The sequence below is a fragment of the Mesorhizobium sp. M4B.F.Ca.ET.058.02.1.1 genome, from assembly GCF_003952505.1.
Lineage (GTDB): Bacteria > Pseudomonadota > Alphaproteobacteria > Rhizobiales > Rhizobiaceae > Mesorhizobium.
This window is the reverse complement of sequence record NZ_CP034450.1, coordinates 5943888-5969045: the sequence shown is the minus strand read 5'-3', so window position 1 is coordinate 5969045 and position 25158 is coordinate 5943888. Positions and strand designations below refer to the sequence as shown.

The 25158-nt window shown below is 63.9% G+C and carries 21 protein-coding genes; 12 read left to right on the top strand and 9 right to left on the bottom strand.

Annotated elements, in window-relative coordinates; translation table 11 throughout:
- The first annotated feature begins 202 nt into the window (after positions 1-202).
- Positions 203-2158 (top strand): BTAD domain-containing putative transcriptional regulator, encoded by a 1956-nt coding sequence (locus EJ073_RS29070; protein WP_245455411.1) that lies wholly within the window; start codon positions 203-205, stop codon positions 2156-2158.
- Positions 2159-2239: 81 nt separating this feature from the next.
- On the opposite strand, the gene EJ073_RS29065 is transcribed toward EJ073_RS29070, so the two are convergent.
- The 3 genes from EJ073_RS29065 to EJ073_RS29055 all read right to left on the bottom strand — a co-directional run bounded on the left by EJ073_RS29065 (position 2240) and on the right by EJ073_RS29055 (position 5704).
- The gene (locus EJ073_RS29065) at positions 2240-3016 is read right to left on the bottom strand and encodes an alpha/beta hydrolase (RefSeq protein WP_190233817.1); all 777 of its coding nucleotides are present in this window, start codon (positions 3014-3016) and stop codon (positions 2240-2242) included.
- 29 nt (positions 3017-3045) lie between these two features.
- Positions 3046-4557 carry a pyridoxal-dependent decarboxylase gene (locus EJ073_RS29060; RefSeq protein WP_126058643.1) on the bottom strand — a complete coding sequence of 504 codons (1512 nt, stop codon included), beginning with the start codon at positions 4555-4557 and terminating at the stop codon, positions 3046-3048.
- A 61-nt stretch (positions 4558-4618) separates the two neighbouring features.
- Positions 4619-5704, bottom strand: a complete 1086-nt coding sequence (locus tag EJ073_RS29055) for a pyridoxal-phosphate dependent enzyme (RefSeq protein ID WP_126058642.1) — start codon at positions 5702-5704, stop codon at positions 4619-4621.
- Between the two features lie 298 nt (positions 5705-6002).
- On the opposite strand from EJ073_RS29055, the gene EJ073_RS29050 reads away from it, so the two are divergent.
- On the top strand, positions 6003-7946 hold the full coding sequence (locus EJ073_RS29050) for a transcriptional regulator (RefSeq protein WP_245455789.1): 1944 nt from the start codon (positions 6003-6005) through the stop codon (positions 7944-7946).
- 36 nt (positions 7947-7982) lie between these two features.
- Here the strand turns inward: EJ073_RS29050 and EJ073_RS29045 are convergent, their stop codons facing one another.
- The 5 genes from EJ073_RS29045 to EJ073_RS31790 all read right to left on the bottom strand — a co-directional run bounded on the left by EJ073_RS29045 (position 7983) and on the right by EJ073_RS31790 (position 12514).
- Entirely contained in the window at positions 7983-9020 is a 1038-nt protein-coding gene (locus tag EJ073_RS29045; protein ID WP_126058640.1) for an MBL fold metallo-hydrolase, read from the bottom strand.
- Between the two features lie 159 nt (positions 9021-9179).
- Positions 9180-10361, bottom strand: coding sequence for a choline ABC transporter ATP-binding protein (choV, locus tag EJ073_RS29040; protein ID WP_126058639.1), 1182 nt, complete (start codon positions 10359-10361; stop codon positions 9180-9182).
- Positions 10358-11212: a choline ABC transporter permease subunit gene (choW, locus tag EJ073_RS29035; protein ID WP_126058638.1), complete on the bottom strand. Its 855-nt coding sequence runs from the start codon at positions 11210-11212 to the stop codon at positions 10358-10360. The genes choV and choW overlap by 4 nt, the downstream gene beginning before the upstream one ends.
- A 220-nt stretch (positions 11213-11432) precedes the next feature.
- Positions 11433-12368: a choline ABC transporter substrate-binding protein gene (gene choX, locus EJ073_RS29030; RefSeq protein ID WP_126058637.1), complete on the bottom strand. Its 936-nt coding sequence runs from the start codon at positions 12366-12368 to the stop codon at positions 11433-11435.
- Positions 12356-12514 (bottom strand): hypothetical protein, encoded by a 159-nt coding sequence (locus EJ073_RS31790; RefSeq protein WP_189347317.1) that lies wholly within the window; start codon positions 12512-12514, stop codon positions 12356-12358. The genes choX and EJ073_RS31790 overlap by 13 nt, the downstream gene beginning before the upstream one ends.
- Positions 12515-12602: 88 nt before the next feature.
- Between EJ073_RS31790 and EJ073_RS29025 the strand changes: the two genes are divergently transcribed.
- The 10 genes from EJ073_RS29025 to EJ073_RS28980 all read left to right on the top strand — a co-directional run bounded on the left by EJ073_RS29025 (position 12603) and on the right by EJ073_RS28980 (position 24411).
- Complete coding sequence (locus EJ073_RS29025) at positions 12603-13214, top strand: thymidine kinase (RefSeq protein WP_126058636.1); 612 nt, start codon at positions 12603-12605, stop codon at positions 13212-13214.
- Between the two features lie 63 nt (positions 13215-13277).
- A complete protein-coding gene (locus EJ073_RS29020) occupies positions 13278-14462 on the top strand; it encodes a glycosyltransferase (protein WP_126058635.1) in 1185 nt (394 codons plus the stop codon).
- Between the two features lie 80 nt (positions 14463-14542).
- Positions 14543-14926: a cytochrome c family protein gene (locus EJ073_RS29015; protein ID WP_126058634.1), complete on the top strand. Its 384-nt coding sequence runs from the start codon at positions 14543-14545 to the stop codon at positions 14924-14926.
- Positions 14927-15226: 300 nt separating this feature from the next.
- Positions 15227-16315: a hypothetical protein gene (locus tag EJ073_RS29010; protein ID WP_126058633.1), complete on the top strand. Its 1089-nt coding sequence runs from the start codon at positions 15227-15229 to the stop codon at positions 16313-16315.
- A gap of 33 nt (positions 16316-16348) precedes the next feature.
- Positions 16349-17494 carry a hypothetical protein gene (locus EJ073_RS29005; RefSeq protein ID WP_126058632.1) on the top strand — a complete coding sequence of 382 codons (1146 nt, stop codon included), beginning with the start codon at positions 16349-16351 and terminating at the stop codon, positions 17492-17494.
- 24 nt (positions 17495-17518) lie between these two features.
- Positions 17519-19429: an ATP-binding protein gene (locus EJ073_RS29000; RefSeq protein WP_126058631.1), complete on the top strand. Its 1911-nt coding sequence runs from the start codon at positions 17519-17521 to the stop codon at positions 19427-19429.
- A 59-nt stretch (positions 19430-19488) separates the two neighbouring features.
- Entirely contained in the window at positions 19489-19848 is a 360-nt protein-coding gene (locus EJ073_RS28995; RefSeq protein WP_189347315.1) for a DUF559 domain-containing protein, read from the top strand.
- 118 nt (positions 19849-19966) lie between these two features.
- The gene (locus EJ073_RS28990) at positions 19967-21274 is read left to right on the top strand and encodes a DUF6638 family protein (protein WP_126058630.1); all 1308 of its coding nucleotides are present in this window, start codon (positions 19967-19969) and stop codon (positions 21272-21274) included.
- Positions 21275-21289: 15 nt separating this feature from the next.
- Positions 21290-22414 carry a DUF2333 family protein gene (locus tag EJ073_RS28985; RefSeq protein ID WP_126058629.1) on the top strand — a complete coding sequence of 375 codons (1125 nt, stop codon included), beginning with the start codon at positions 21290-21292 and terminating at the stop codon, positions 22412-22414.
- Positions 22415-22731: 317 nt separating this feature from the next.
- Positions 22732-24411 carry a formate--tetrahydrofolate ligase gene (locus EJ073_RS28980; RefSeq protein ID WP_126058628.1) on the top strand — a complete coding sequence of 560 codons (1680 nt, stop codon included), beginning with the start codon at positions 22732-22734 and terminating at the stop codon, positions 24409-24411.
- 72 nt (positions 24412-24483) lie between these two features.
- Here EJ073_RS28980 and EJ073_RS28975 read toward each other — a convergent pair whose 3' ends face one another.
- A complete protein-coding gene (locus EJ073_RS28975) occupies positions 24484-25131 on the bottom strand; it encodes a cysteine hydrolase family protein (RefSeq protein ID WP_126058627.1) in 648 nt (215 codons plus the stop codon).
- Positions 25132-25158: the final 27 nt, after the last annotated feature.

Sequence of the window (25158 nt, the reverse complement as noted above, 5' to 3'; positions counted from 1 at the left end):
TCACGAGGGCAATGTCCCGCCGGCGCGCTTTGCTAATGTTCATGCAGGCGTGAAACCGCAGGAAAAACCACGGATGGAAGCGCTAAATCGTCGTTAAGTCGACGGCGGGACGTGATATTCTATCCGAGGCTGTTTCTCGGGGGTCGGGGTGCACATCCGATTGCTTGGCGACATCGAGGTTGCTTCTGCAGGAGGGCAACCTTTGCATTTCGCGACGCGCAAGACGTCGCTGCTGTTTGCCGCGCTCGTTTTGGCTGGCCCCAAAGGCCTTCGCCGCGAGAGGGTGGCGGCGATGCTGTGGGCCGGCAGCGGCGAGCAGCAGGCGCGAAATAGCCTGCGCCAGGCCCTGGTCGACATCAGGCGGCTGTTTCCGTCCACCGGCGACGAGGCCATTCGCCTGGAAGGCAATGCCGACACCATCTGGCTGGCGGCGAATGCCGATGAAGCCGACATCTGGATTTTTGACCAGAAGATCCAGGCCGATGACGGTGAAAGTCTCGCGACTGCGGCCGACTTCTACCGGGGCGACCTGCTCGACGGGGTGTCATTGCCGCATGAGATCGACGAATGGCTTGCGCCGTTTCGGGCGAACTACACCCGCAAGGCGCTGGACCTGGCCGAGCGGCTGAGCCTCTTGCCGGAACTGGGTTCGCGCCAGGAACAGGCCTGTGAAAGCCTTGCCGAAAGGCTGGTGAGTCTCGACCCATGCGCCGAGCAGGCCCACCGCGCCCTGATCCGCATCTTCCGCCGCCGTGGCAGGACCAATGACGCCTTCCGCCAGTTCCTGGCCTGCAAGGAAGCGTTGAAGCGCGAGCTCAGCGTCGAGCCCGAAGAGGCAACGCGGGCGCTGGTCGAACGCATCGAAGCGCCGCCGGAGCATCTGAAGGAACCCATAGCCGAAGGCGGCCTGCCTACCCGCCCGGAAGCGAAGGCGGAGCCGCTGCGCCCTACCGTTTCCATGCCGGAAAAGCCGTCGATCGCGGTCCTCCCGTTCCAGAACATGAGCGGCGACGCCGAGCAGGATTATTTCACCGACGGCGTGGTTGAGGAGATCACGACCGCGCTATCGCATGTGAGCTGGCTGTTCGTGATCGCGCGGAATTCCGCCTTCGCCTACAAGGGTCACGCGGTCGACGTCACGCGCGTAGCGCGGGAACTCGGTGTGCGCTACGTGCTGGAGGGCAGCGTCCGCAAGGCCGGCAGTCGGCTGCGCGTGGCCGGCCAACTCATCGAGGCGGCGTCGGGGGTGAATCTCTGGGCCGACCGCTTCGAAGGCGGTGTCTCGGAGGTGTTCGAACTGCAAGACCTCGTCGCCTCCAGTGTCATCGGTGCGATCTCGCCCAGGCTCGAACAGGCCGAGATGGCGCGTGCCAAGCGCAAACCCACCGAAAGTCTCGACGCTTACGATCACTATCTGCGCGGCATGGCGAGCCTTTACCGCTGGACGAGGGAGGGGCTGGAGGCGGCGCTGCCGCAGTTCTACAAGGCCATCGAGCTCGACCCCGATTTTGCGGCCGCTGAGGGCGCTGCCGCCTGGTGCTATTTCTGGCGGATGGCGAATGGCTGGATGACTGACCCGCAGAAGGAGACCGCCGAGGTCTCCCGGCTGGCCGGCAACGTCGCTATTGCCGGCCAGGATGACGCGGTGGCGCTGGCCTTCAGCGGCCTGGCGCTGGGCTATGTCATCGGTGACTACGAGGCCGGCTCGGCACTGGCCGACCGCGCGCTCGTGCTGAACCCGAACTGCGCGGCCGCCTGGAGCGCCAGCGGTTGCCTCAAGGCCTGCCACGACGATCCGGACATCGCCATCGAGCACCTGTCGCGGGCAAGACGGCTAAGCCCGCTCGATCCACTGACCTTCTTTATGCAGTGCTTCACCGCATTCGCCCATTTCACGGCCGGCCGCTACGACGCCGCCTGGCCAATTGCCGAGGCGGCCTCCCGCGCGCAGCCATATTATCTCACCGGCCTGCGCGTCGCCGCCGCCAGCAATGCAATGGCGGGCAGGTTGGATGCCGCGAGCAAGCATATCGCGGGCTCGCTGCGACTCGATCCCGAACTGACGCTTTCCAACCTCAAACACAGGGTGGGGCTGATCAAGCCGGACTATTTCGCCAGATATGTCGAAGCGCTGCGGCTGGCAGGCCTGCCCGAATGACAGATCCTGGCCGTGCTCTCTTCCATCGGCGAGCTTCCCTCTTGCGGCCTGGGCCTGTTTCGGCGCCGAGGCATTCGGCCGCTAGGCCACCATCGTAGGTTCCGGCAGCGCCGCGTCCGCAACCGTTAGGAATCGCCTCAGCAGCGCGGCGCATTTTTGCGCATGGGTCGCAATGAGGAAGTGGCCGGCGCCGTCGACGATCGCGCCACGCGCATCCGGCAGGGTCTGTTCCAGCAGATCGGTCATCGCGACCATCGCCGGATTGGCGAACTCGCCCCTGACGAGAAGAACCGGAATGTCGAGCGCGCGGTAGTCCTCGACCGATGCGCCGAAGCCGAAGTCCGTCAGCCAGTCGATCGCATTGGTCGCCGCTGTCTTGCGGCAGTAGTCGCGAACGGCCTCGGGCATCGCCGCAAAAGTGCCTGGACCGCCCCAGAAGTCGATGATCATGGCAGCCGCATCGGCTTCGCCGGCATCGACGGCTGCGATAAATTCGCGGCTGAGCTCCAGAACCGCGTCGTAGAGATCTCGCCGAGACTGTCGGTCGAGGAGTGCGAGGGGATTCGCCTCGAAAAGCGACAGGCTCGCCACATCGATTGAGTTTGCCAGGGCAGCGGCAAGGGCGACCGTACCGCCGAACGAATGCCCGACCAGATGCACGGGTTCGCCGGCGCGGCGTGCTGCATGCTCGATGATCCGAAGCTCGTGCCGCATGCCGAAATCATCGCGCCCGCGGGTCTCGGCGGTCGCGCCGTAGCCGCAGAGGCTGGTGCCAATCATGCGATGGCCGGGCGCAAGCCACTTCTGCATCGGCCGCCAGGCCGCATGGGTGCTGAACGACCCCGGAACGAACAGCACCGGCGGCCCCGAGCCATCTTCCACATAGTCTATCGAGGGCATGTTTGCTCTCCCGCCGGCGGCATCCGCGCCGCAAGTTCCGCGCCGATACGCAAGGTTTCCGCGACCAGCAGCTCGAGGTCCTCGCGGCGCGTCCGGTGGTTGGTGATCGCCGCCCTCAGGCAGTGCTGCCCATGCACTGTGGTGTCGGAGAGGACCGCGATGCCCTCTTCCTGCAGCCGCAGCATGATCTCGGTGTTGAGCGCCTTCAGCCGCTCGCCGGACAGGCCGCCGCCGCGATGGCGGAAGCAGACGATGTTGATGGTGACCGGCGCCGTCAGTTCGAGCGCCGGTTCTGCCTCGATCAGGCCGGCGAGATAGCGACCTTGAGCGATGTTCTGGTCGATCAGGCGGCCAAATTTCTCCACGCCGTGCTCCTTCAGCGCCATCCACACCTTGAGCGCGCGGAAGCCGCGCGACGTCTGCAGGCCGTAATCATGCAGCCATTGCCCCGAGGCAAGGCCGCGCGGCGCTGATTCCAGAAATTCCGGCGTGACGGCGAAGGTGCCGCGGTGCGCCTCGGCGTCGCGAACCAGCACGCAGCCCGCCTCGAACGGCGCATGCAGCCATTTGTGCGGATCGAGCGCGATCGAATGCGCCTGCTCGACGCCGGCGACAAGCGAGGCGTTCCCGGGCGCAATGGCAATCAGCGCGCCGATGCAGCCGTCGACGTGGAACCAGAGGTCTTCCTCCGCCGCCAGCGCCGCCAGCGCCTGCAGATCGTCGATCGCGCCGGTGTTGACCGTGCCGGCCGTGCCGATGACGCAGGCCGGCTTGAAGCCGGCGGCGCGATCCTCGGATATCGCCGCCCGCAGCGCTGCGAGATCGATGCGCAGCCCGGCATCCGTCGGGATGCGGCGCAGCGCGCGATTGCCGAGGCCGAGCGCTTCCATCGCCTTGCGATGGCAGGAATGGACTTGGTCCGAGGCGTAGAAGCGCAGCGGCATCGGAATGGCGGCAACGCCATGCTCGCGCACGTCGATACCGGCCTTGATGTTGCGCGCCACGGTGAGCCCGATGATGTTGGCCATCGAGCCGCCGCTGACGAGCGTGCCGCTGGCCGAGGCCGGAAAGCCCACCATCTCCTTGCACCAGTCGACCACCTGGCTGTCCATCAGTCCGGCGGCATGGTTGCCGCCGCCGAGATTGGAGCCCTGGATTGCCGCCAGGAAATCGCCGAGCGCGCCGGTGAAGTTGCTGGACCCCATGTACCATGCCCAGAAGCGCGGATGGACGTTACCCATCGGATAGGCCATGACGTTGCGGGCGACATCGCCGTAGACGTCGGCAAGCGGCGATGGCGTGCGCGGCAAGGGCGCCGTGAAGAAGGTCCGCACCTCGGCCGGCATCTCCTGCCATACCGGGCGCTCGCGGACATCGCGCAGATAGCCCATGGCATCGTCCATGATACGGTGCGAAAGGGCCTTCACATCGGCCCAGTCCGGCGGATCGAGCGTTTCGTCCGCGGTCATGCTTGTTGACGCTTCCCCCAAACTGTCCATTTGCCCCTCTCTCACATCTTGTGGCGCCGCCATCGAGGGCGGCGGCGCCACGGGTCTGTCGTCAGGCGTCGAACTGGCAGCTAGGCGTCGAACGCGACAGCGCCATCTCCTCGGCGTCCATCTCGGTCTCGATGCCATCGAACAGCGGCGTCGACATATAGCGCTCGCCGGTGTCGGGCAGCATGCATAGGATCACCGAGCCGGCGGGAGCCGTGCCGGCGATCTGGCGCGCCACGGCAAAGGTGGCGCCTCCGGAAATGCCGGTGAAGATGCCCTCCTGCTGCGCCAGCGCCTTCGCCCATTTGATGCCTTCCGGACCGGGGATCGGCACCACTTGGTCATAGAAGCGCTTGTCGATTGCTTCCTGCAGCACATTGGGGATGAAGTCCGGCGTCCAGCCCTGGATCGGATGCGGCTCAAAGGCCGGATGGCTGGCATCCGGCGCCCCGCCGGCGCCGCGCTGCTGCGCCTTGCCGCTGCCAATAAGCTGGGCGTTGGCGGGCTCGGCGAGCACGATTCTGACATCCGGCCGCTCCCGGCGCAGCACCCGGCCGACGCCGGCCACCGTGCCGCCGGTGCCGTAACCGGTCACCAGGTAGTCGAGCCGCGAGCCCGCGAAATCGTTTATGATCTCGCGCGCCGTGGTCGCCTCGTGGATGGCGGCGTTGGCTTCGGTCTCGAACTGGCGGGCGAGGAACCAGCCATTGGCCTCGGCCAGCTCGGCCGCCTTCTTGTACATGCCAAAGCCCTTCTGGGCACGCGGCGTCAGCACCACCTTGGCGCCCAGCATGCGCATCAGCTTGCGGCGTTCGACGGAAAAGCTGTCGGCCATCGTCACCACCAGCGGGTAGCCCTTTTGCGCACAGACCATGGCGAGCCCGATGCCGGTGTTGCCGCTGGTCGCCTCGACCACGGTCTGGCCCGGCTTCAGCGCGCCGCTGCGCTCGCCTTCCTCGATGATGTTGAGCGCCAGGCGATCCTTGACCGATGCGGCTGGATTGAAGAATTCGGCCTTCGCATAGATCGTCGCATGGCCTGGGCCGAGATTGTTGATGCGGATGACCGGCGTATCGCCGACCGTGTCGAGAATGCTGTCGAACAACCGGCCGCGCCCGGCCGTGGTTCTGATCTTCAACTGCTGCAACATGTCTGGTCTCCTCTTGGTCCTCACGATCCGGTTACAAACCGGAGGGCTTGGCGGCGAGGTTTCGAGACCTTGCCGCGTTAGGTTGCTCGACGTGCCTTCATTTCGGCAACGGCTGCATCCGGCCGGAATGTCCGCTGCCGGTGCGCCTTGTCGGGTTTGGTGATAGAACATGGAGCAACTGGTCAGCGTGGGAGCGAGCGTGGAAACGCACGTGGAATCCGCCCGAGAGAGCCTGAAAAGCACTGCCGCCGGCCTTTCCGTGCGGCTGCTCGGACAGCTGGCGATTTCGCGCGACGACATGCCAGTGGCGCTGCCGGCGTCGCGCAAGCTGCGTGCATTGCTTGCCTATCTGGCGCTTGCGCCGCACCCGGTCGGACGCAGCCGCCTGTGCGAGCTTTTGTGGGATGTGCCGAACGATCCGCGCGGCGAGCTACGCTGGTGCCTCAGCAAGCTGCGCGGCGCGCTCGACGAGCCGGGCCGGCGCCGGATCGAGACCGAAGGCGACACCGTCGCGCTTCGTCTTGCCGCACTTGGCATCGATGCCGTGGAAGCCGCCGCGGCGGTCGCCGAAGGCATCGAGAGCCTCGGCCTCGAGCGGCTGAGGACGCTTTCCCACCTTTTCACCGGCGATTTCCTCGACGGGCTGGAACTCGACCGCAGCCCGCATTTCAACAGCTGGCTGACGGCGCAGCGCCGTCGTTTCAGGTCATGCCATGTTGCCATACTGGAGCATCTGATCGGCCTGCTTCCGGCCGAATCCGACGAGGCAGGCGCCTATATCGACAAATGGCTGGAACTCGCCCCTTTCGACAGCCGCGCTCATCTTGCGCTGCTGGAAAACAGCGCGCGGCGTGGCCAGATCGGCGCGTGCGAGGAGCATCTGGCTGCCGCTGCGCGGCTCTTCGAGTCGGAGGAGCTGGATTTCGCCCCCCTGCGCGAGGCATGGCAGGAAATAAGATCCCGTCAGTCCAGCGCGACGCCACCCGTGCGATCCGTGCCGGCGTTTGCGGTGCCCCAGGCACCGGTCGCTCCGGCCGAGCCCGAGACATCGGCGACACGCCGCGCCTCGCTCGCAGTGATGCCGTTCGTCGAGCACGCCGGCACCGCGGATTTTCGTGGTGGGCTGGCCGACGGCCTGACCCATGACATCATCACCCGCCTCGCCAAGCTCAGGGATTTCTTCGTCATCGCCCGCGGCTCGGTTTTCGCTTTGGCCGAAAAGGACATCTCACCCGAGGATGCCGGGCGCCGGCTGAATGTCGACTACGTGGCAACCGGCTCCGTCCGCAACCTGTCGGGCAGGATCATCGTCGCGGTCGAGCTGGTCGAGGTGCGCACGGCCCGCATCGTCTGGGCCGAGACGTTCGAGCACCGGCCGGACGATATCTTTGTCGTGCTGGACGATATCGGCAACAGCATCGTGTCCTCCATCGCGGCGGAGGTCACCACGGTCGAGCGCAACCGGGCGATGCTGAAGGCGCCCAATTCGCTCAACGCCTGGGAGGCCTACCATCGCGGCCTCTGGCACATGTACCGCTTCACCCGGACCGAAAACGAGCTGGCCCACCAGTTCTTCGACATGGCGCTGAAGCAGGACCCGACCTTTGCCCGCGCCTATGCCGGCCTCTCCTTCACCCACTGGCAGAACGCCTTCCAGCGCTGGGGCGACCGCGACCAGGAAGCTGCGCTTGCCTTCGAAACCGCCGGACAAAGTCTTCTGGTCGACGAACACAATCCGGCGGCGCATTGGGCCATGGGCCGGGCGCTGTGGCTGCGCGGCGAACGCGACGGCTCGCTGCTCGAGCTGGAACGGGCCGTTGATCTCAGCCCCAATTTCGCGCTCGGCCACTACGCGCTGTCCTTCGTGCATTCGCAATCGGGTGATCCGCGCTCAGCGATCGGCTCGTCCGATCATTCGCGCCATCTCAGCCCCTTCGACCCGCTGCTGTTCGGCATGATGGGCGCCCGCGCCATGGCCCATGCCCGCCTTGGAGAGTTCGGCGAGGCGTCGGAATGGGCGCTGAAGGCTGCCGCCCGCCCCAACGCCCACATCATCATCCTGGCGATCGCCGCGCATTGCCTGGCGCTGGCCGGCCGGCAGGACGAGGCGCGCACTTTCGCCGCCGCAATCCGCAAGACCCTGCCGGACTATCGTGCCGACGACTTCATCGCCACCTTCCGTTTCGACCGGGACGCCGAAGCCATGTTCCGGCACGGCGCCAGGCGCATCGGCCTGAATTGATCTTTTGAAATCCGCCCCGCGCTGCGCCGCCACGGCCTACCGCAACAGCGGCCCGCCCGCCTTTCTCCACGCGTCGATGCCGCCCTGGATATGACGGGCGTTGGCGATGCCGACGTCCTGCGCCGCTTGCACCGCCATCGCCGAGCGTTCGCCGAAGGCGCAGTAGAACAAAAGCTGCTTGCTGGTCGATCGGGCGAGCTCATTGAGCATGCCGCCGGCGGCGATGTTCTCCTGCAGCCTGGGATAGGGCAGATGGATGGCGCCCGGGATGACGCCATGCCGCTCCCGCTCGGCGCTCTCGCGCAAATCGATCAAAGCCACGTCCGGCCTGCCGACAATCGCCAGCGCCTCGTCCGCCGTGACAGACCAGCCGCGCCCGGCGATCTCGTCCTGATGCAGCCCGACCTTCATGTTGGCCGGCACGGCGACGTCCATCATCTTCGGGTTGGCGAGCTTGAGGTTGTTCATGATCTCGACATACTCGTCCACCGACTTCACCTGCAGGCGCGGGTTGAAGGCTTTCTCCTCTGCGATGGTCGAGACCGTCTCGCCCTTGTAGTCATGCGCCGGGAAGATCAGTGTCTCGTCGGGAAGCTTGAGCAGGCGGCCGAAGATCGATTCGTACTGCTGGCGCGGATCGCCGTTCTGGAAGTCGGTGCGGCCGGTGCCGCGGATGAGCAGCGTGTCACCGGTGAACACCCGGTCCGGTAGGATGAAGCTGTAGGAATCGTCGGTGTGGCCGGGCGTGTAGATGACGTCGAGCGCTAGCCCCTCGATCGCAAGCTTGTCGCCGTCGGCAAGCCGCATCGACACCACGTCGGCCTTGGTCTGCTCACCCATCACTGTGACGCAATGCGTCCGGTCGCGCAGCGCGCCGAGGCCGGTGATGTGGTCGGCATGCAGATGCGTGTCCACCGCCTTGACCAGCTTGAGGTCGAGTTCGTTGACGAGTTGCAGATAGCGCTCGACCTTCTCCAGCACCGGATCGATGATCAGCGCCTCGCCGCCCCGGCGGCTGGCCAGCAGATAGGAGTAGGTGCCCGATGCCGAATCGAAGAGCTGACGGAAAATCATCCCTGCTGCATGCCCCTTGCGCCTGCCGCCCGCGGCGCGATTTGCCGCGGCAGGAATGATACTAGGGCACGGTTCCCGTCCCTGCCAGTCGTACCAAGGTGCCAACCGGCGCATCCGCGGCCGGCACCTTCGGCCGCGGCATCGTCGACTTGCGGGCGATTATCGCCGCAGCACGGCGCTCAGAACGTCGCGGATCCCGATCGCGCCGACGAAGCGCGACTGCTCGTCGAACAGCGCCACCGGCGCTGTCTGTGAGCGGTGCATGGCCAGCATCACCGTCTTCAGCGACGTGCCAGGCGTCGCCCAGAAGACCTGCGCCGTCTCCTCCGGCAGCCGCTCGACATCGGCACAGGACACCCACACCGCAGGCTTGCCGTCGCGTTCGGCGGCCGCCACCAGCCCGTGATCGTCGATCTTGAAGCGCGTCGTTTTGCGCCGGTCGAGCCATACCCAGCCGTCCTCGCCGTGGTCGAGGTCGCGGCGGTCGCGCATGACGTTCCAGGCCGTCAGCACCGACAGCGGATTCACGTTGGCGATGAAATCGCGGACATAGTCGTTGGCAGGCCTGAGCACGATGTCTTCCGGCGCGCCGGTCTGCACGATGCGCCCGCCTTCCATGATGGTGATGTGGCTGCCGATCTTCAGCGCCTCCTCGAGGTCGTGGCTGACGAAGATTATGGTCTTCTTCAGTTCCGCCTGCAGCTGCAGCAATTCGTCCTGCAGCTTGGTGCGGATCAGCGGATCGAGCGCCGAGAACGGCTCGTCCATCAACAGGATCGGCGCCTCGGTGGCGAAGGCGCGGGCCAGGCCGACGCGCTGCTGCATGCCGCCCGAAAGCTCATGCGCGTACTTCTTCGACCACTGGTCGAGATGGACGAGCTGAAGCTGCTTCCTGACCCGCTCCTTGCGCTCGGCCTCCGGCACGCCCGCGAGCTCGAGGCCGAAGCCGACATTTTCCTCCACCGTGCGCCACGGCAAAAGGCCGAACTGCTGGAACACCATCGCCACCTGCTTCTGCCGCAGGCGCCTGAGCGTCGCCTCGTCGCACGTGACGACATCGACCGTACGGTCGCCGTCCTTGACCAGAACCTGGCCGCGCGACACCACGTTGAGCCGGTTGACGGCTCTGAGCAGGGTCGATTTGCCGGAGCCGGACAGGCCCATGAGAACGGAAATCTCGCCCTCATGGATCGTCAGGCTGGCGCCCGCACAGCCAAGCACGTTGCCGGTCTTTTCGAGGATCTCGGCGCGGGTGGCGCCTTGGTCGATCAGCGCCAGCGAGCCGGCCTGGTCAGCGCCAAAGACGATGTCGACATTCTTGAAGTCAACGGCGACGGTCATTTCTTGCCTCCAACGCCAATGCGGGTCATCCGGTCGAGCACGATGGCGAGCACGACGATGGCGAGGCCGGCCTCGAGACCGAGGTCGATCTTGCGAGAGCCGAGCGCGCGGTTGATTTCGGTGCCGAGGCCGCCGGCACCAATGAGGGCGGCGAACACCACCATCGACAGCGACAGCATGATCGACTGCGTCAGGCCCGCCATGATCGTGGGCAAGGCAGAAGGCAGCTCTACCTTCCAGAGAAGCTGTCTCTTGGTGGCGCCGAACGCCTCGCCGGCCTCTACGATCGACTTCGGCACCGAAGTGACGCCGAGATGGGTAAGACGAACCGGAGTGGGAATGACGAAGATGATGGTGACGATAAGGCCGGGCGCGTTGCCAAGCCCGAACAGGGTCAGCACCGGGATGAGGTAGACGAAGGTGGGCAGCGTCTGCATCAGGTCGAGCACCGGCAGCATGAAGCGGTAGATCTTCGGCTTGTGCGCGGCCCAGATGCCGAGCGGCACGCCGATGGCCATCGAGGCGGCCGCCGCGGCAACCACCAGCACCAGCGTCTCCACGGTCTGCTTCCAGAGGTTCTGGTTCAGGATGAACAGCAGCCCGATAAAGACGGCTACCGCCAGCCCTCTCGATCGTTGCAGAAAATAGGCGAGCAGCGCGATCAACGCGATGAGGAAAACTGGCGGTATCAGCAGCAGCCCGTCCACCAGCCCGTCAAGCAGGAAATTGAGGCCGTTGGAGAAGGCCCTGAAAATGGTGTCGAAATTATCGGTGAGAAAGCCGAAGAAGGCCTTTCCCCACTGACCTATGGGTATCTTGTAGCCGACCAGGAATTTCGAAATAGGATCCATCTCGCCCCTCTTTGACTTGCCGCCTTTGCCGGACGGTCATCTTCTCACAGCTTAACGCATGTCGCCCAAAAGTGCGCAGCGGTTTTGGGAAACGACAGGCGGACAAACACTTTGAAGCGCGTCGCTTGAATCCGTCTCAGCGCGACGCGCATTAAGAAAAAGGGCAGCCTATTCTTGATTGGCTGCCCTTCCTGATCGGTCACGCCGAACGCAAGTCGGCTCAGCTCCCGAGCGCGGTCTTGACCGCGGCCGCCGCGTCGCCGCCATCGAAGGTGGTCACGCCGGCGATCCAGGGGGCGATTGCATCGGGATGCTTCTTCAGCCAGTCGGTCGCGACCGTGTTGGCGTCGCCGCCCTTGAGGATCGCGTCCATCATCTCGCCTTCCATGTCCAGGTTGAACTTCAGGTTGGCGATGAACTTGCCGGCATTCGGGCACTCGGTGGTGTAGCCCTTGCGCACGTTGGTATGCACGGTGGCTGCGCCGAAGCCGCTGTCGCCCATGCCCTCGAGATAGGTGATCTTCATGGCGCCCATCACCGGATGCGGCGTCCAGCCGAGGAAGGCAATCCACTCATTGCTTTTCATCGACTGCTCGGCCTGAGTCAGCATGCCGGCTTCCGAGGACTCGACCAGCTCGAAGCCCTCCAGATTGTCCTTCGGGTTCTTGATCATGTCGAGAATGATGCGGTTGCCGTCATTGCCGGCCTCGATGCCATAGATCTTGCCGCCGAACTTGTCCTTGAACTTGCCGAGATCGGTCAGCGTCTTGACGCCGGCGTCCGCCACATAGGTCGGCACGACGATGCCGTAGCCGGCCCCGCTGAGGTTTTCACTGATGGTCTCGACCGAGCCGTCGGCGGTGTAGTCCTTGATGTCGTTGGTCATCGACGGCATCCAGTTGCCGAGGAAGACATCGAGGTCGTTATTCTTCAGCGACGCATAGGTCACCGGCACCGAAAGCTGGATCACCTGCGGCTCATAACCGAGCGCGGTGAGCAGCACCGAAGCGAGGCCGGTGGTGGCCTGGATGTCGGTCCAGCCGACATCGGACAGGCGCACCGCCTTGCAGCTCGCCGGATCGCCGGCAAAGGCAGCGGTGGTGGACAGAAGAGCCGCCAGGCCAAGACCGGCGACGAAGGAATTCATACGCGACATTGATAATCTCCCATTGCGATTCTTTTTGGCACGGCGAAGTTACGGTCTGTGTCTCCGCCTTGTTTCGTCAGCCAAACACCATTTTGCTGCGGTTTCAAGCGTTGCCACATCACGATGAACGGCGCGCGCTGGCCGATCAGCGACACGCCGACGCTTTTCGGACAGCGCGGCTTTTTCAGGGGAATGCGACAGCGCCCCCTCCCCGCCGTGCTGCAACTCGGCTTAAAAGGCGGCATGGCCAAGCTCTATTTCAACTACGCGACGATGAACGCCGGCAAGACGACGATGCTCTTGCAGGCGTCCTACAACTACCGGGAGCGCGGCATGACCACCATGCTGTTCATCGCTGGACACTATCGCAAGGGCGACAGCGGGCTGATCTCGTCGCGCATCGGCCTCGAGGCCGAGGCCGAGATGTTTCGCGACGGCGACGACCTGTTCGCCCGTGTCGCTGAGCACCACGAGCACACCACTGTGCACTGCATTTTCGTCGACGAGGCGCAGTTCCTCGAGGAAGAGCAGGTCTGGCAACTGGCCCGTATCGCCGACCGGCTGAACATACCGGTCATGTGTTACGGCCTGCGCACCGATTTCCAGGGCAAGTTGTTTTCCGGTTCGCGAGTGCTGCTGGCCATCGCCGACGACCTGCGCGAGGTGCGCACCATCTGCCGCTGCGGCCGCAAGGCGACGATGGTCGTGCGGCTGGGTCCTGACGGCAAGGTGGCAAGGCAGGGCGAGCAGGTGGCGATCGGCAAGGACGTCTATGTTTCTCTCTGCCGCCGCCACTGGGAAGAGGAAATGGGCCGCGCCGCGCCCGACGACTTCATCGGCTTCGCCAGAACCTGAGCCGGCTGACTTGCGCTATTCCGGCCTCAAGCGCCTTGGACTACTGTTGTCCGCGGGGGCAGCATGAAAATCCTTCAGTTCACGCTCACTTGTCCGTTCCCACCACTGTCCGGCGGCGAGATCAGGTGCGCGGCCAACGCGCGGGCGCTCTCGGCGGTCGGCGAGGTTCTGACCGTAAGCCTGACCGGTTCGCCAGCGCAAACCTGGCTCTCCAATGTCAGGCACCTTGCCCTCGAGTCGGCGCGCCGCAACGGCGCCTGGCAAAGTCACAGGCCACATCCGACCATGCGCATCATGCCGGCCGACGAACTGGCCGAAGCCGACGCGCTTTGGCGGGCTTTCGCGCCCGATCTGGTGGTGGTCGAAAACATCGTGCTTGCGCAATTGCTTGACCTGGCGCCGCAGCATGGCGCGCGCACTGTCATTGACCTGCACGATATCGATTCCAAGACGGTGGCGGACGGCATTGCCGGGCTGCCGGTCTTGAAGCGGCTGCGGAAGGTGCGCGAGAACAGGCGCAGGATCAAGCAGGCGCGGGACGCCGACCGACATGCGGCGGCGGTGGCAGATCAGGTCTGGGTCTGCTCCGGGGTCGACCGGACGCTGCTTTCCGCCCTCGGCCCTACAGGCGACGTCAGGGTGATCGCCAATCCGATCCCCGAAGAAAGCGTGCTTTCCTTGCCGACAACGAGCCGTCGATACGAGGCACTGCGCCTTTGCTTCGTTGGCCATCTCGGCTATTTCCCCAACATCGACGCCGTCAAACAGATGGGCCGCAGGATGGCGCCGCATCTCGCCGCCTCGGGTCGCGACTGGTCGATCACCGTCGCCGGCAAGACCCCCGACAATCTCGTGCGCCGGATATGCGCCGAACACGGCCTTCGCCTTGTAGAAAACCCTGACAGCCTGCACGACCTGCTCGCCTCGGCGGGCTACGCGCCGATGCCGCTCCGCTACGGCGGCGGCACCCGCATCAAGGCGCTGGAAGCGATGGCGGCGGGGCTGGTCGTCTGCGCCACGGAAAAGGCCGTCGAGGGGCTCGGCCTGCAGGCCGGCCGGCATTTTCTTGCCGCCCGCGACGCCGGCGAACTGGGCGCAAAAATCCTGTCTCTCGCCGCGCAGCCTGAGGCAGCCGCCGAAATGGCCGCCGCTGGCCGGGCCTTCGTGAGCGAAAAACATTCTTCGGCCGCGATCGGTCGCGAAATCCTGCAAGCTGTCGCGGATCTGATGGCGCGCCGGCCGGATTGAACGCTTCCGCAATCCCGCCATCATATGCGGCGCTTGTTAAGGCATGGGCCCTATTCACGTGCCCCAGCCAGGAGTCCGCCATGTTTCGAGCCATTTCGTCCGCCGTCGTCCTTGTCGTCGCCGACATCGCAGCAGCCCATGCCGCAGGAGACGCCGCGCTTGGCAAGAAGGTCTTCAACCGCTGCATGGCCTGCCATGACGCGACGACCGACCACGACAAGGTCGGCCCGCATCTTCTGGGCGTCGTCGGCCGCACCGCGGGCACGGCCGCGAATTTCAACTATTCGCAGGCCATGAAGGATGCCGGCGCCGGCGGCCTGGTCTGGGACGAGGCCAATCTCGCGCTCTACCTGCGCGCGCCCAAGCTGAAGGTGCCCGGCAACAAGATGGGCTTCAACGGACTGACCAACGACGCCGACATCGCCAACGTCATTGCCTATCTGAGGGCCGACCCCAAGCCCTGATCCCCACGGCTGCCCAGCAGTCGCCGGTTCCTCAGCAATTGTTTGCCGAATATCCAGACGATGGTTCCGGTGGCAAGCGAATGCTTCGCCGGCGGTCCGGTGGCGCGAGAGTCGAGCTGCAAGAGAAATGCGCCGGCGCGGCGGGCTGCTAGTCTCGCCATGAGCACGGTTCGTTTGTCTTTCAAGGGAGAAACGAAACCTTTTGTTTTCGCGACGCCTCTGGTCTTGCGTCTTTCAATCCCAGAATGCTCCACATATATTCGCGCCGACACGAAACCGATGCCGATGCGGGAGGCCCCTATGGCGACATTGCAGAATTTCGATGCCGAGATTGCCAAGACCAAGCAGGTCGTGCAGGACATGCGCACGAAGATCGAGCAGTCCGGAACGGTGCTCGACACGCTCGCTCAGGCCGACAAGAAGATCGGCGACGCCAATTTCGACATCGAAAACGCCCGCATCGAGGATGTGCTCAAGCAACAAAAGATCATGGAAGGCAACATCGCCGACCTGATCATCGGCCTTGAAGACGCCACCAATGTCTTCGGCGCCGAATTCGAGAGCATGAAGAGCTACACCGGCTGGGAAAATTTCGTCGGTGTCTTCTCCGAGCAGCGCAAGCAGCGCATGCGCACCGATCGTGTGCGCAACATGTCGCTGGCCGGCAACCTGCAGGAACTGCTGGCCAAATCCGACACCATTGTCGGCATCCTAAAGGCGCAGAAGCAGATCCTCGACCAGCGCTACAAGACCTCCGAGACCAGCCTGTCGCAAGTGATCGAGCGCCGCAAGACGACGATGTCCAACCTTGAAGCGGTGCAGAAGCGCATCGAGGAGCTCAACCCGATGCTGCTCGACATCGAGAACAAGATCGCCGCCTCGACCAGTCAGAAGGAGCGCACCGAGCTCGAAGGCGAGCGCTCGAAGATGGCGACCGAATACAATGAGAAGCAGGCCAAGGAGCAGGAATTGCTAGCCGAAAGCCAGACGCTGGAGCGCTACACCTCGATGTTCCAGACCTTTGTGGACTCTCTCAACAACCAGATCGCGGCGCAATCGACGCTGATCAACAAGCTGACCATCGACACCGAGCAGCGCATCGTCCTCTACAAGGCGCTGGAAGACTCACTGAAAACCGCCGCCCAGCAGGACGTCGCCCACAAGATCAACACGCTCGGCAGCCAGGTCGACAACACGGCGGAGGAGACCATGGCCGGCATCGGCGCCGCCTCGCAGAAGCACATTGGCGATCTGCTGGAAATGCACGAGAAGAACATGGTGGCCTCGGCCGATATCCAGCGCCGCAAGAAGCTCGCCGACGATGCCTTCGCCCGCCGCTTCGACGAAGTGATGAAGAAGCACAATTCCGCCAACTACGTACAGCAGTAGTTGGCGGCAGGCGTTCGTCTCCAAGGCAGTCCGATGACCCCCGAAAATGAAGCCGCGGCGCGCTACTTTTCCGCCATCACGGCGGCGCTGAGCGGGCTGGAAGTGTTCATGCGCGACGATCGCTCGCCGCTCTACCGGCATGGCATCGTCGCCAGGATTGTCGCCGAATACATTGCGCGGCTGGACAAGTCGTTTTCCTGCTGGCGCAACCGCCTCGGCTTCATGGAGACGTTCCGGATCTCGCGCGCCGACAGCGGCTATCCGGTATTCCAGAACCTGCTCGAACTCGAGAACGACCGCCGTCAGGCGGAGAGCCGGCTGGCCAATATCCCGCAGGCCGGAGAGCTTCGCGAGGAAATGGCCGACTTCATCCTGCGCCACAAGGAATTTCCCGAGGCGCTGCAGAAGTCGATGGCCGAGCGGCTCTATCTGGAGGACGTCAGGAGCGAGCAGACCTTCGGCCCGTTCACGCTGGCGCAGACGGCGAAGGTCTCGGTCAACCCCAAGACCTTTCGACCCTATTACCTGGTGCATTGGGCCTGCTTCGACGGCAGCGCCAACCTGCCGTTGATCTATATGGTGACGGTGGAGGATTCCTCGGAGAGCATGGTGCGCCAGCTCGTCGATGCCAACGGCAAGTTGAACGAGCGGGTCGACATCCCGCTGCCGGTCGACGGGCTGCTCAATCCCGAGCTTGCCCACCGCTTCGACGATTTCACCGAGAAGAATTCGGCCTATACGCTGTCGCCGGCGACGATCGCGGTCAATCTCGACAAGGATTTCGAGCCGCTGCGTCCGAAGCAGCTCCGCCGCGTCGTGCTCGGCCCCTTCTATTCGGCGGGCATCACCGACAACAATTCGACGGTGACCGAGGTGCTGGCCAAAGTGCGCAGGCCGGAAAACGCCTGGCTGCTCACCTGGACCATCCAGGAGATCTTTTCCAAATCGGAGAAGCCCGGCCGCAAGGGCCTGTTTTCGAGCGAGAAGACGACGCAGGAATTCTTCATCAACACCGACGATCTGGAGGCCGCGCGCCAGGGCGTGTCGAGCTACGAGAACCATGCGCTGATCCCGCACGAGGCCTATCAGGCGCTCTATGCCGCCGGCGAGGCGCAGAAGATCTTTTCCGGCTACAAGGTCCACATCCTGTCCAACGGACAGGTCATCTCAGACGTCTGACCGTCACACCACGGAGCATCCTTCATGGACACCGGCCTGACCACGATCTCGGAAGCTGCGATCGAAAAGCACCGCGCCACCGCGCAAAGCTTCATTACCCGCATCGTCGTGCTGGAGGATCCGTCCCGCGAATCCGGCACCGCGCTCGCCGGCACCAACCGCCGCTTCGTCTCGACGGTGTCGGTCGGTTCGGTGCGCCGCACGCGCGAGGTCGAGCTGTCGAAGACGGTCGCCGCCGTCCACCCCGACGACCAGTTGCTCACCATTCCCCAGCACACGCTGCTGTTTCGCGCCCGGCGCGGCCTGGCGATCGCGCTCGCCATCTCGGACGTCTTCGCTGAAGGCTCCGACCTCGAGAGCCTGCAGGCCAAGAACGCCCGCGCGCCGCTCGAGGGCGACGAAGCCGCGACCTTCAAGAAGCTTCTGTCGGCCTCGGCCTACATTTCCGCCTTCAGCCTCGCCTCGTACCTCTTCCAACTGATCGACAGCGACGGAGAGGCGCCCAACGACATCGCCGAGCCCGACTTCCTGTTCGACACGCAGCAGGACGCGGTGAAGTCGATCATTGCCGGCCTCGACAAGGCAATTGCCGGCTCCAAGGACGATGCCGATCTGATGACGCGGGCGCGCGCCTTCGCCCGCGTCGCCATCGACGGGCTCCTGGCGAGAAAAGGCCGCTTCGACGGCATCGGCCCGTTCGAGAACGCCCATATCCGCATCGACGTCGACGATTTCACCCTCGACGGTTTCGACGTCGCGCCCGGCAAGCGCTCGAAGCCGCTGGTGATGACCTTCAAGAAACCGGAGGAGGTCGTCGGCAACCACATTGCCAAATTCCAGTCGGTCAGGCTCGCCAAAATGCTGATGGCCTACGATTTCGAGCGTGAGCTGAACCCGTTCGTCGAGCTCGGTGGCTTCCTGTTCACCTTCATTGGCGACGGCGCGCCGGGCACAGGCAAGACGACGCTGATCCAGATGATCGCCGGCCTCGTCCACGACTACTGCCAGGTTGCCGGCTATCCCTTCGCCTACGAGAATTTCGGCGTCGACCAGATCTCGTCCTATCAGGGCAAGTCCGGCCAGAACTGCCGCCAGTTCATCAACAACGTGCTCAATCCGCGCGTCATCGGCTTCGGCACCATCGACGATATCGACCAGGTGGCGGCGCGGCGTTCCGACGATCGCGCCTCCGCCGGCCAGCAGGAGATCACCGGCGTCCTGATGGACGCCTTTGCCGGTGCCGGCACGGTGGTGCGCGGCAACTGCGCCTTCGGCATGTTCTCCAACTATCCAGAGAATGTCGACGACGCGCTGCGCCAGCGCGCCGGCGCCCGCTGGCTGGTCGATGGGCCGCAGACCCGCGACGACTATATCGACATCTTCGTGCTGCTCGCCGGAAAGAACCACAAGATCCCGCTCGGCGACCACAAGCTCTATGCCGCGCAGGAGATCCAGCGCGCCGTGACCGAGGCCTATGAGGAGCATGAGAAGCCGCAGGAAGATGGGCTGATCAAGGTCTATGAGCGCTACATGAAGGAGAATGGCGCGCCGAAATCGATGGCCGACATCGGCACGTACCTGCACATGATCAAGGATGCCGAGCCGCGCTTCACCGGCCGCGCCATCAAGAACGTCACCGACGCCATCAAGATGCGCGCCATGGACATCGAGCTGCCCGACGAATGGTTCGAGAAGCCGGAAGCCTTCATGCACAAGAGCTACGACGACAAGAAGGCAATGATCGAGGAACTGCGCGGACCGTTCTCGATGGACATGGTCATGCAGGAGATCAACCGCTACGCCGACTCGGAATTCCGCTATTCCGACAAGTCCGACGACGCCGCCGTGACTAAGATGATCCGCGACACCAGGCTGCGCGACCGCGCCGTGCGCGAAATCGAGGAGATGAAGAAGAAGGGGCTATGGAATGCTTAATCTTCCTTCTCCCCGTTCACGGGGAGAAGGTGCCCGAAGGGCGGATGAGGGGCAGCGCCATGCGTGGAAGAAATGAGCCCAAGGTCACGAGGGCCCGTGAGCTACGGAAGGTTGAAAACGATGCTGAGGAAATGCTGTGGCATGAACTGCGTGGACGGCGATTGAACGGCCACAAGTTTGTTCGCCAACTACCGATTGGGCCCTATTTCGCAGACTTCGCCTGTCGTGAAGCTAATCTGGTCGTGGAAGTCGACGGCAGCCAGCATGCGGGTCGGTCTCGGGATCGATACAGAGATGAGACGATGAATGGAAATGGTTGGTCGGTATTGAGAGTTTGGCACGCGGATGTTTTGACCAGCCGCGCGAGCGTGCTTGATACGATCATCGCAGCCCTTGATGGCCGGCTAGATCGCAAATGATTGGTATCGATGTGAGATTTCTGCCGGTCGCCACGTCGGAGCAAAGATGATGAGCGTTTGCGCCGCCCCTCATCCGCCCTTCGGGCACCTTCTCCCCGTGAACGGGGAGAAGGCATAAATGACCCACCCCGCCAAGAAACCCGACCTTCTGCGCGACAATGAACTGATCTACGGCAGGCTGCTGACCGTCGACGAACCGCACCTCATCCAGCGCTACAACAAGGCCCTCGTCGCCTTCGGCCTCAATCCCACCAGGCTGAACAGCTTCCAGATCGACCGCACCGGCTTCTCGCCGGAGATCGCCGACGAATGCGGCGACTACGACTACCTCGACCCCAACGAGGTCAATCGCCGCTTCATCATCCTGACGCCGTCGCAGATCGACCTGCCGGTGGTCCACACCGCCTTTTCCAATACCTCGCAGCTGATGTTCGAGTTCATGTCCAAGAACCGGCGCGCCATCGACGCACTGACCATCAAGGATGTGATCTACGGCGAGATCGAGGACTCGGTCCCCAAGGTCAACGACATCGAGGACCTGCTGTCGATCAACCAGGTCGAGTTCAAGGTGCTGTCGGCCGAGGACGTGCTCGGCAAGGCGGCCGAGCTCGGCAAGCTGGTCGACCGGCTGAAGCAGGAGCCCGACGCCTGGCGCGACAACGCCATGCTTGAGCGTATGGTCGAGCTCGCCAAGGTCTGCGGCGACATCCGCGAGAACGCGCTGGTGCCGGACCAGGTGATCTTCCGCCATAACGCCTACTGGACCAGCCATTTCGGCGGCCTCTACGTCTTCGTCGATCCCGACATGACGACGGTGATCAGCGACCCGGCCGCGCCCGGTTTCCGCCGCTCGCGGCCGTGGCAGGTGAGCTATCTTTCGATCAGGGACGCCGACAAGGTGTTCAAGTTCCTCGCCGCCACCGGCCGCATCGAATTGCCGCGCGCCTCCTGGATCGAGTCATCCGGCTATCTCGAGCATCGCGCCGAAATGGTGGTGCGCGCGCTGATCCGCGACGCCGAGCCGAACCGCAATCTGACGGACGTCGACAAGGTCTGGCTGCAGACCTGGATCCACGGCCATACCGACCTGATCACCAAGGACGGCAATTTCCCCTTCCTCAACGCCGCCAAGCGCGAGATCGCCCAATATGGCCATCTCAAGATCGAGGACGTGTTCCCGCAGCAGCGCTTCCTGGTGATCCGCGCCAGGCCCGATCATCCAGACGCCTGGCTGACCAATCAGCTGATCTCCGACTTCGTGCCGCAGGACTTCGTCTCGCGCTACGTCTTCAACAAGCCCGGCTTCTACAGGGACTATGACGGCTTCAGCGACGCCTGGCGATCGCATGTTGTGGACGTTCTGAAAACCACATATTTGAAAGACAAGGCGGCGTTTCGCACACGCCTCTACGGCTTGACTGATTGAGGGGTGACGAGAGCCATGCTTGACCCGATTGTGAGTTTCTTCACCCAGATCTTCCAGTGGATCGGCCGCGGCATTGGTCTTCTCGTCGGCGTGATCCTGTGGCCTTTCATGTGGGCCGGCCGCTGGTATGGGCAGCGCGGCTGGATCCTGAAGGCGGTGGTTGGCCTCGCCTTGCTGGTGCTCATCGGCCTCTACGCCAATTTCTTCTACGCCACCCAGTGGTGGACCAAATTCAACCCGAACTATCCCGATACCTATACGTTCGAGAAGCGCAACGTGTCGGCCGGCGAGCAAGTCTCAGCCGGCGCGGGCACCGATACGGCCAAGACCTGCGGTAACTCGGCGATCGCCCAGGTGGCGGCCGATCTGACCGACTTCAACGTCAACCAGAATGCCTGGATCTCATCGATGATCCTCTACAAGCTCGGCCTGTTCGGCATCGACTGGGACCACACGCCATGGATGGACAACAAGGCCTCCTTCCAGCGCGGCATCAACCAGGCGGTGCGGCGCACCGCGACCGAGCTTGCCGACAATCTGGGCCGCGTGCGCACGACCTCGCAGATCGACGCCGATCTCCAGGATGCGCGCGGAAATCTGCAGTTCGACGAGGAGACCTGGTACTTCGGCCTCAATCCATTCGGTCCGAAGACGCCGACCCCGAGCTACTATCGCGATGCCGTGCGCAAGCTGCGCTCCTTCAACGCAAGGCTGGCCAGCTGCCAGGCGACGTTCGACGCCCGCGCCGACAATCTCAAGCAATATATCGACCGCATTTCGTCCGACATCGGCTCGACCTCGGCAATCCTCAAGGAGCGCGCTGAGAACCACAATGATGGCTGGTTCGATTTCCGCGCCGACGACCGCTTCTGGTTCGCCTACGGCCAGCTCTATGGCTACTACGGCCTGATGAAGGCCGCCCAGGCCGACTTCGAGGATGTCATCAAGGAAAAGCACCTGCAGAACCTGTGGGACACGATGGATTCGCAATTCGTCTCGGCTCTGCGCATCCAGCCCCTCATCATCGCCAACGGCCGCGAGGACGGCTGGCTGCTGCCGACGCACCTGACCACGATGGGTTTCTACGTGCTGAGGGTGCGCTCCAACATGGTTGAGATCAGCAACGTGCTGACGCAGTAGCCGCACCCCTCTCGCCAAGGGGCTGGCGGATTTGCGCCGTCGCCCCTGTCGCATTCGGTGCATTGCGCGGCTGTTTTGGGACGGCGGCGGGGCATCCGCTCTGGCTTCTATACGGCGCAACGACCGGGCTCCATACAGCCGACCGCAAACGGCCCGGCAGCAGGAACACTCTTTCTTCGCAGGAAACATAGTTGCATGAAAGTTGACGCCGCGACAGCGACAGGGTTAGAACATGCCCTCACGCCCGCACGGCGTCTCGAACATGCACAGATGATCAAACCCGTCCCCTCCACCGACCAATCCAGAGGAAAGCCGTCATGGCCGAAGTGAAGTCCGACATCGAGATCGCGCGCGCCGCCAGGAAGAAACAGATTCAGGAGATCGGCGCCAAGATCGGCATTCCGACCGAGCATCTCCTGCCCTACGGCCATGACAAGGCCAAGGTCTCGGCCGAGTTCATCAAGTCGGTGAAGGGCAACAAGGACGGCAAGCTGATCCTCGTCACCGCCATCAACCCGACCCCTGCCGGCGAAGGCAAGACCACGACCACCGTCGGTCTCGGCGACGGCTTGAACCGCATCGGCAAGAAGGCGGTCGTTTGCATCCGCGAAGCCTCGCTCGGCCCGAATTTCGGCGTCAAGGGCGGCGCCGCCGGCGGCGGCTACGCGCAGGTCGTGCCGATGGAGGACATGAACCTCCACTTCACCGGCGACTTTCACGCCATCACCACGGCGCACAATCTGCTGTCGGCGCTGATCGACAACCACATCTACTGGGGCAACGAACTCGGCATCGACACCCGCCGCGTCGCCTGGCGCCGCGTCATGGACATGAACGACCGGGCGCTGCGCGAGATGATCTGTTCGCTCGGCGGCGTCGCCAACGGTTATCCGCGCGAAGGCGGCTTCGACATCACCGTCGCCTCGGAAGTGATGGCGATCCTGTGCCTTGCCACCGACCTCAAGGACCTCGAGAAGCGCCTCGGCGACATTATCGTCGCCTACCGCCGCGACAAGTCGCCGGTCTATGCCCGCGACCTCAAGGCCGACGGCGCCATGGCGGTGCTGTTGAAGGACGCCATGCAGCCCAACCTGGTGCAGACGCTGGAGAACAACCCGGCCTTCGTCCATGGCGGTCCGTTCGCCAACATCGCCCATGGCTGCAACTCGGTCGTCGCCACAACGACGGCGCTGAAGCTCGCCGACTATGTCGTCACTGAAGCCGGCTTCGGCGCCGACCTCGGTGCCGAGAAATTCTTCGACATCAAGTGCCGCAAGGCCGGCCTCAAGCCGGCGGCCGCCGTTATCGTCGCCACCGTGCGCGCCATGAAGATGAATGGCGGCGTCAAGAAGGAAGACCTCGGCAAGGAGAACATCGAGGCGGTCAAGAAGGGCTGCCTCAACCTCGGCCGCCACATCGAGAACGTTAAGCAGTTCGGCGTGCCGGCGGTGGTGGCGATCAACCACTTCACCACCGACACCGAGACCGAAATCCAGGCGATGAAGGACTTCGTCAAGGCGCAGGGCGCCGAGGCGATCCTGTGCAAGCACTGGGCGCAAGGCTCGGCCGGCATCGAGGACCTCGCCAGGAAGGTCGTCGAGATCGCCGAGTCCGGCGCCTCGCAGTTCTCGCCGCTCTATCCCGACGAGATGCCGCTGTTCGAAAAGGTCAACACCATCGTCAAGCGCATCTACCGCGGCGACGAGGCGATCGCCGACAAGTCGATCCGCGACCAACTGCACGCCTGGGAGCAGGCCGGCTACGGCAACCTGCCGGTCTGCATGGCCAAGACCCAGTATTCGTTTTCGACCGACCCGAACCTGCGCGGTGCGCCGACCGGCCACACCGTGCCGGTGCGCGAGGTCCGGCTCTCGGCCGGCGCCGGCTTCGTCGTTATCATCTGCGGCGAGGTCATGACCATGCCCGGCCTGCCCAAGGCGCCGTCCTCCGAAAAGATTTTCCTCAACGAGGCCGGCCAGATCGAAGGCCTGTTCTAGGCTTCCTTTCGGCTGCGAAAACAAAGGGCGCCGCTTTCGCGGCGCCCTTTTCATTTGCGGATTTGAGCGCGGCTAAGCTGCATTGCGCGCCAGCGCGCGCTGGTTGGAAGCAAAGATCGTGTCGCGTTCCGGCAAAGCGCCGGTCTTCAGGCAGTCGACCCACTCGGCGATCTTGAGCACCGCCGCGAAGCGCGACTGCAGGATGATGGTGACCACGCGGTGGATGTCCTCGGCAGAAGCATAGCCGGCGCTGTTGGCGTAAGGCACCGAGCCGCTGGCGTCGGACAGGAACTCCACAGCAAAGCCCATATGCACGGCATGGATGATGGTCGACAGGTCGCAATTGTGCGTCATGTAGCCGACGACCGCGATCGTATCGATGGCATTGGCGCGCAGCCACGCCTCGAGATCGGTGCCGGTGAAGGCTGAGGGCAGCGTCTTCTCGACATAATGGTCGCGGCTTCGCCTGGCGATCTCGGGATGCAGCTCGCCGCCATGGCTTCCCTTGGCGAAGATCGGCGAGGTCTCCGGCGCCATCTGCTTGATGACCACTACCTTGACGCCGGCTTCCGCCGCCGCGTCCATGGCGTGCGCCACATTGACGACGCTGTCGCGGAACGGCGGATGCTGGATGGCGAGATTGCCGCCATCATAGTCGTTCTGGACGTCGACGACGACGAGGGCGCGGCGCGGCTGGGTGCTAATGGCTGGTGCGGACATGGCGATCTCCTTTCGACCGGGTTGATA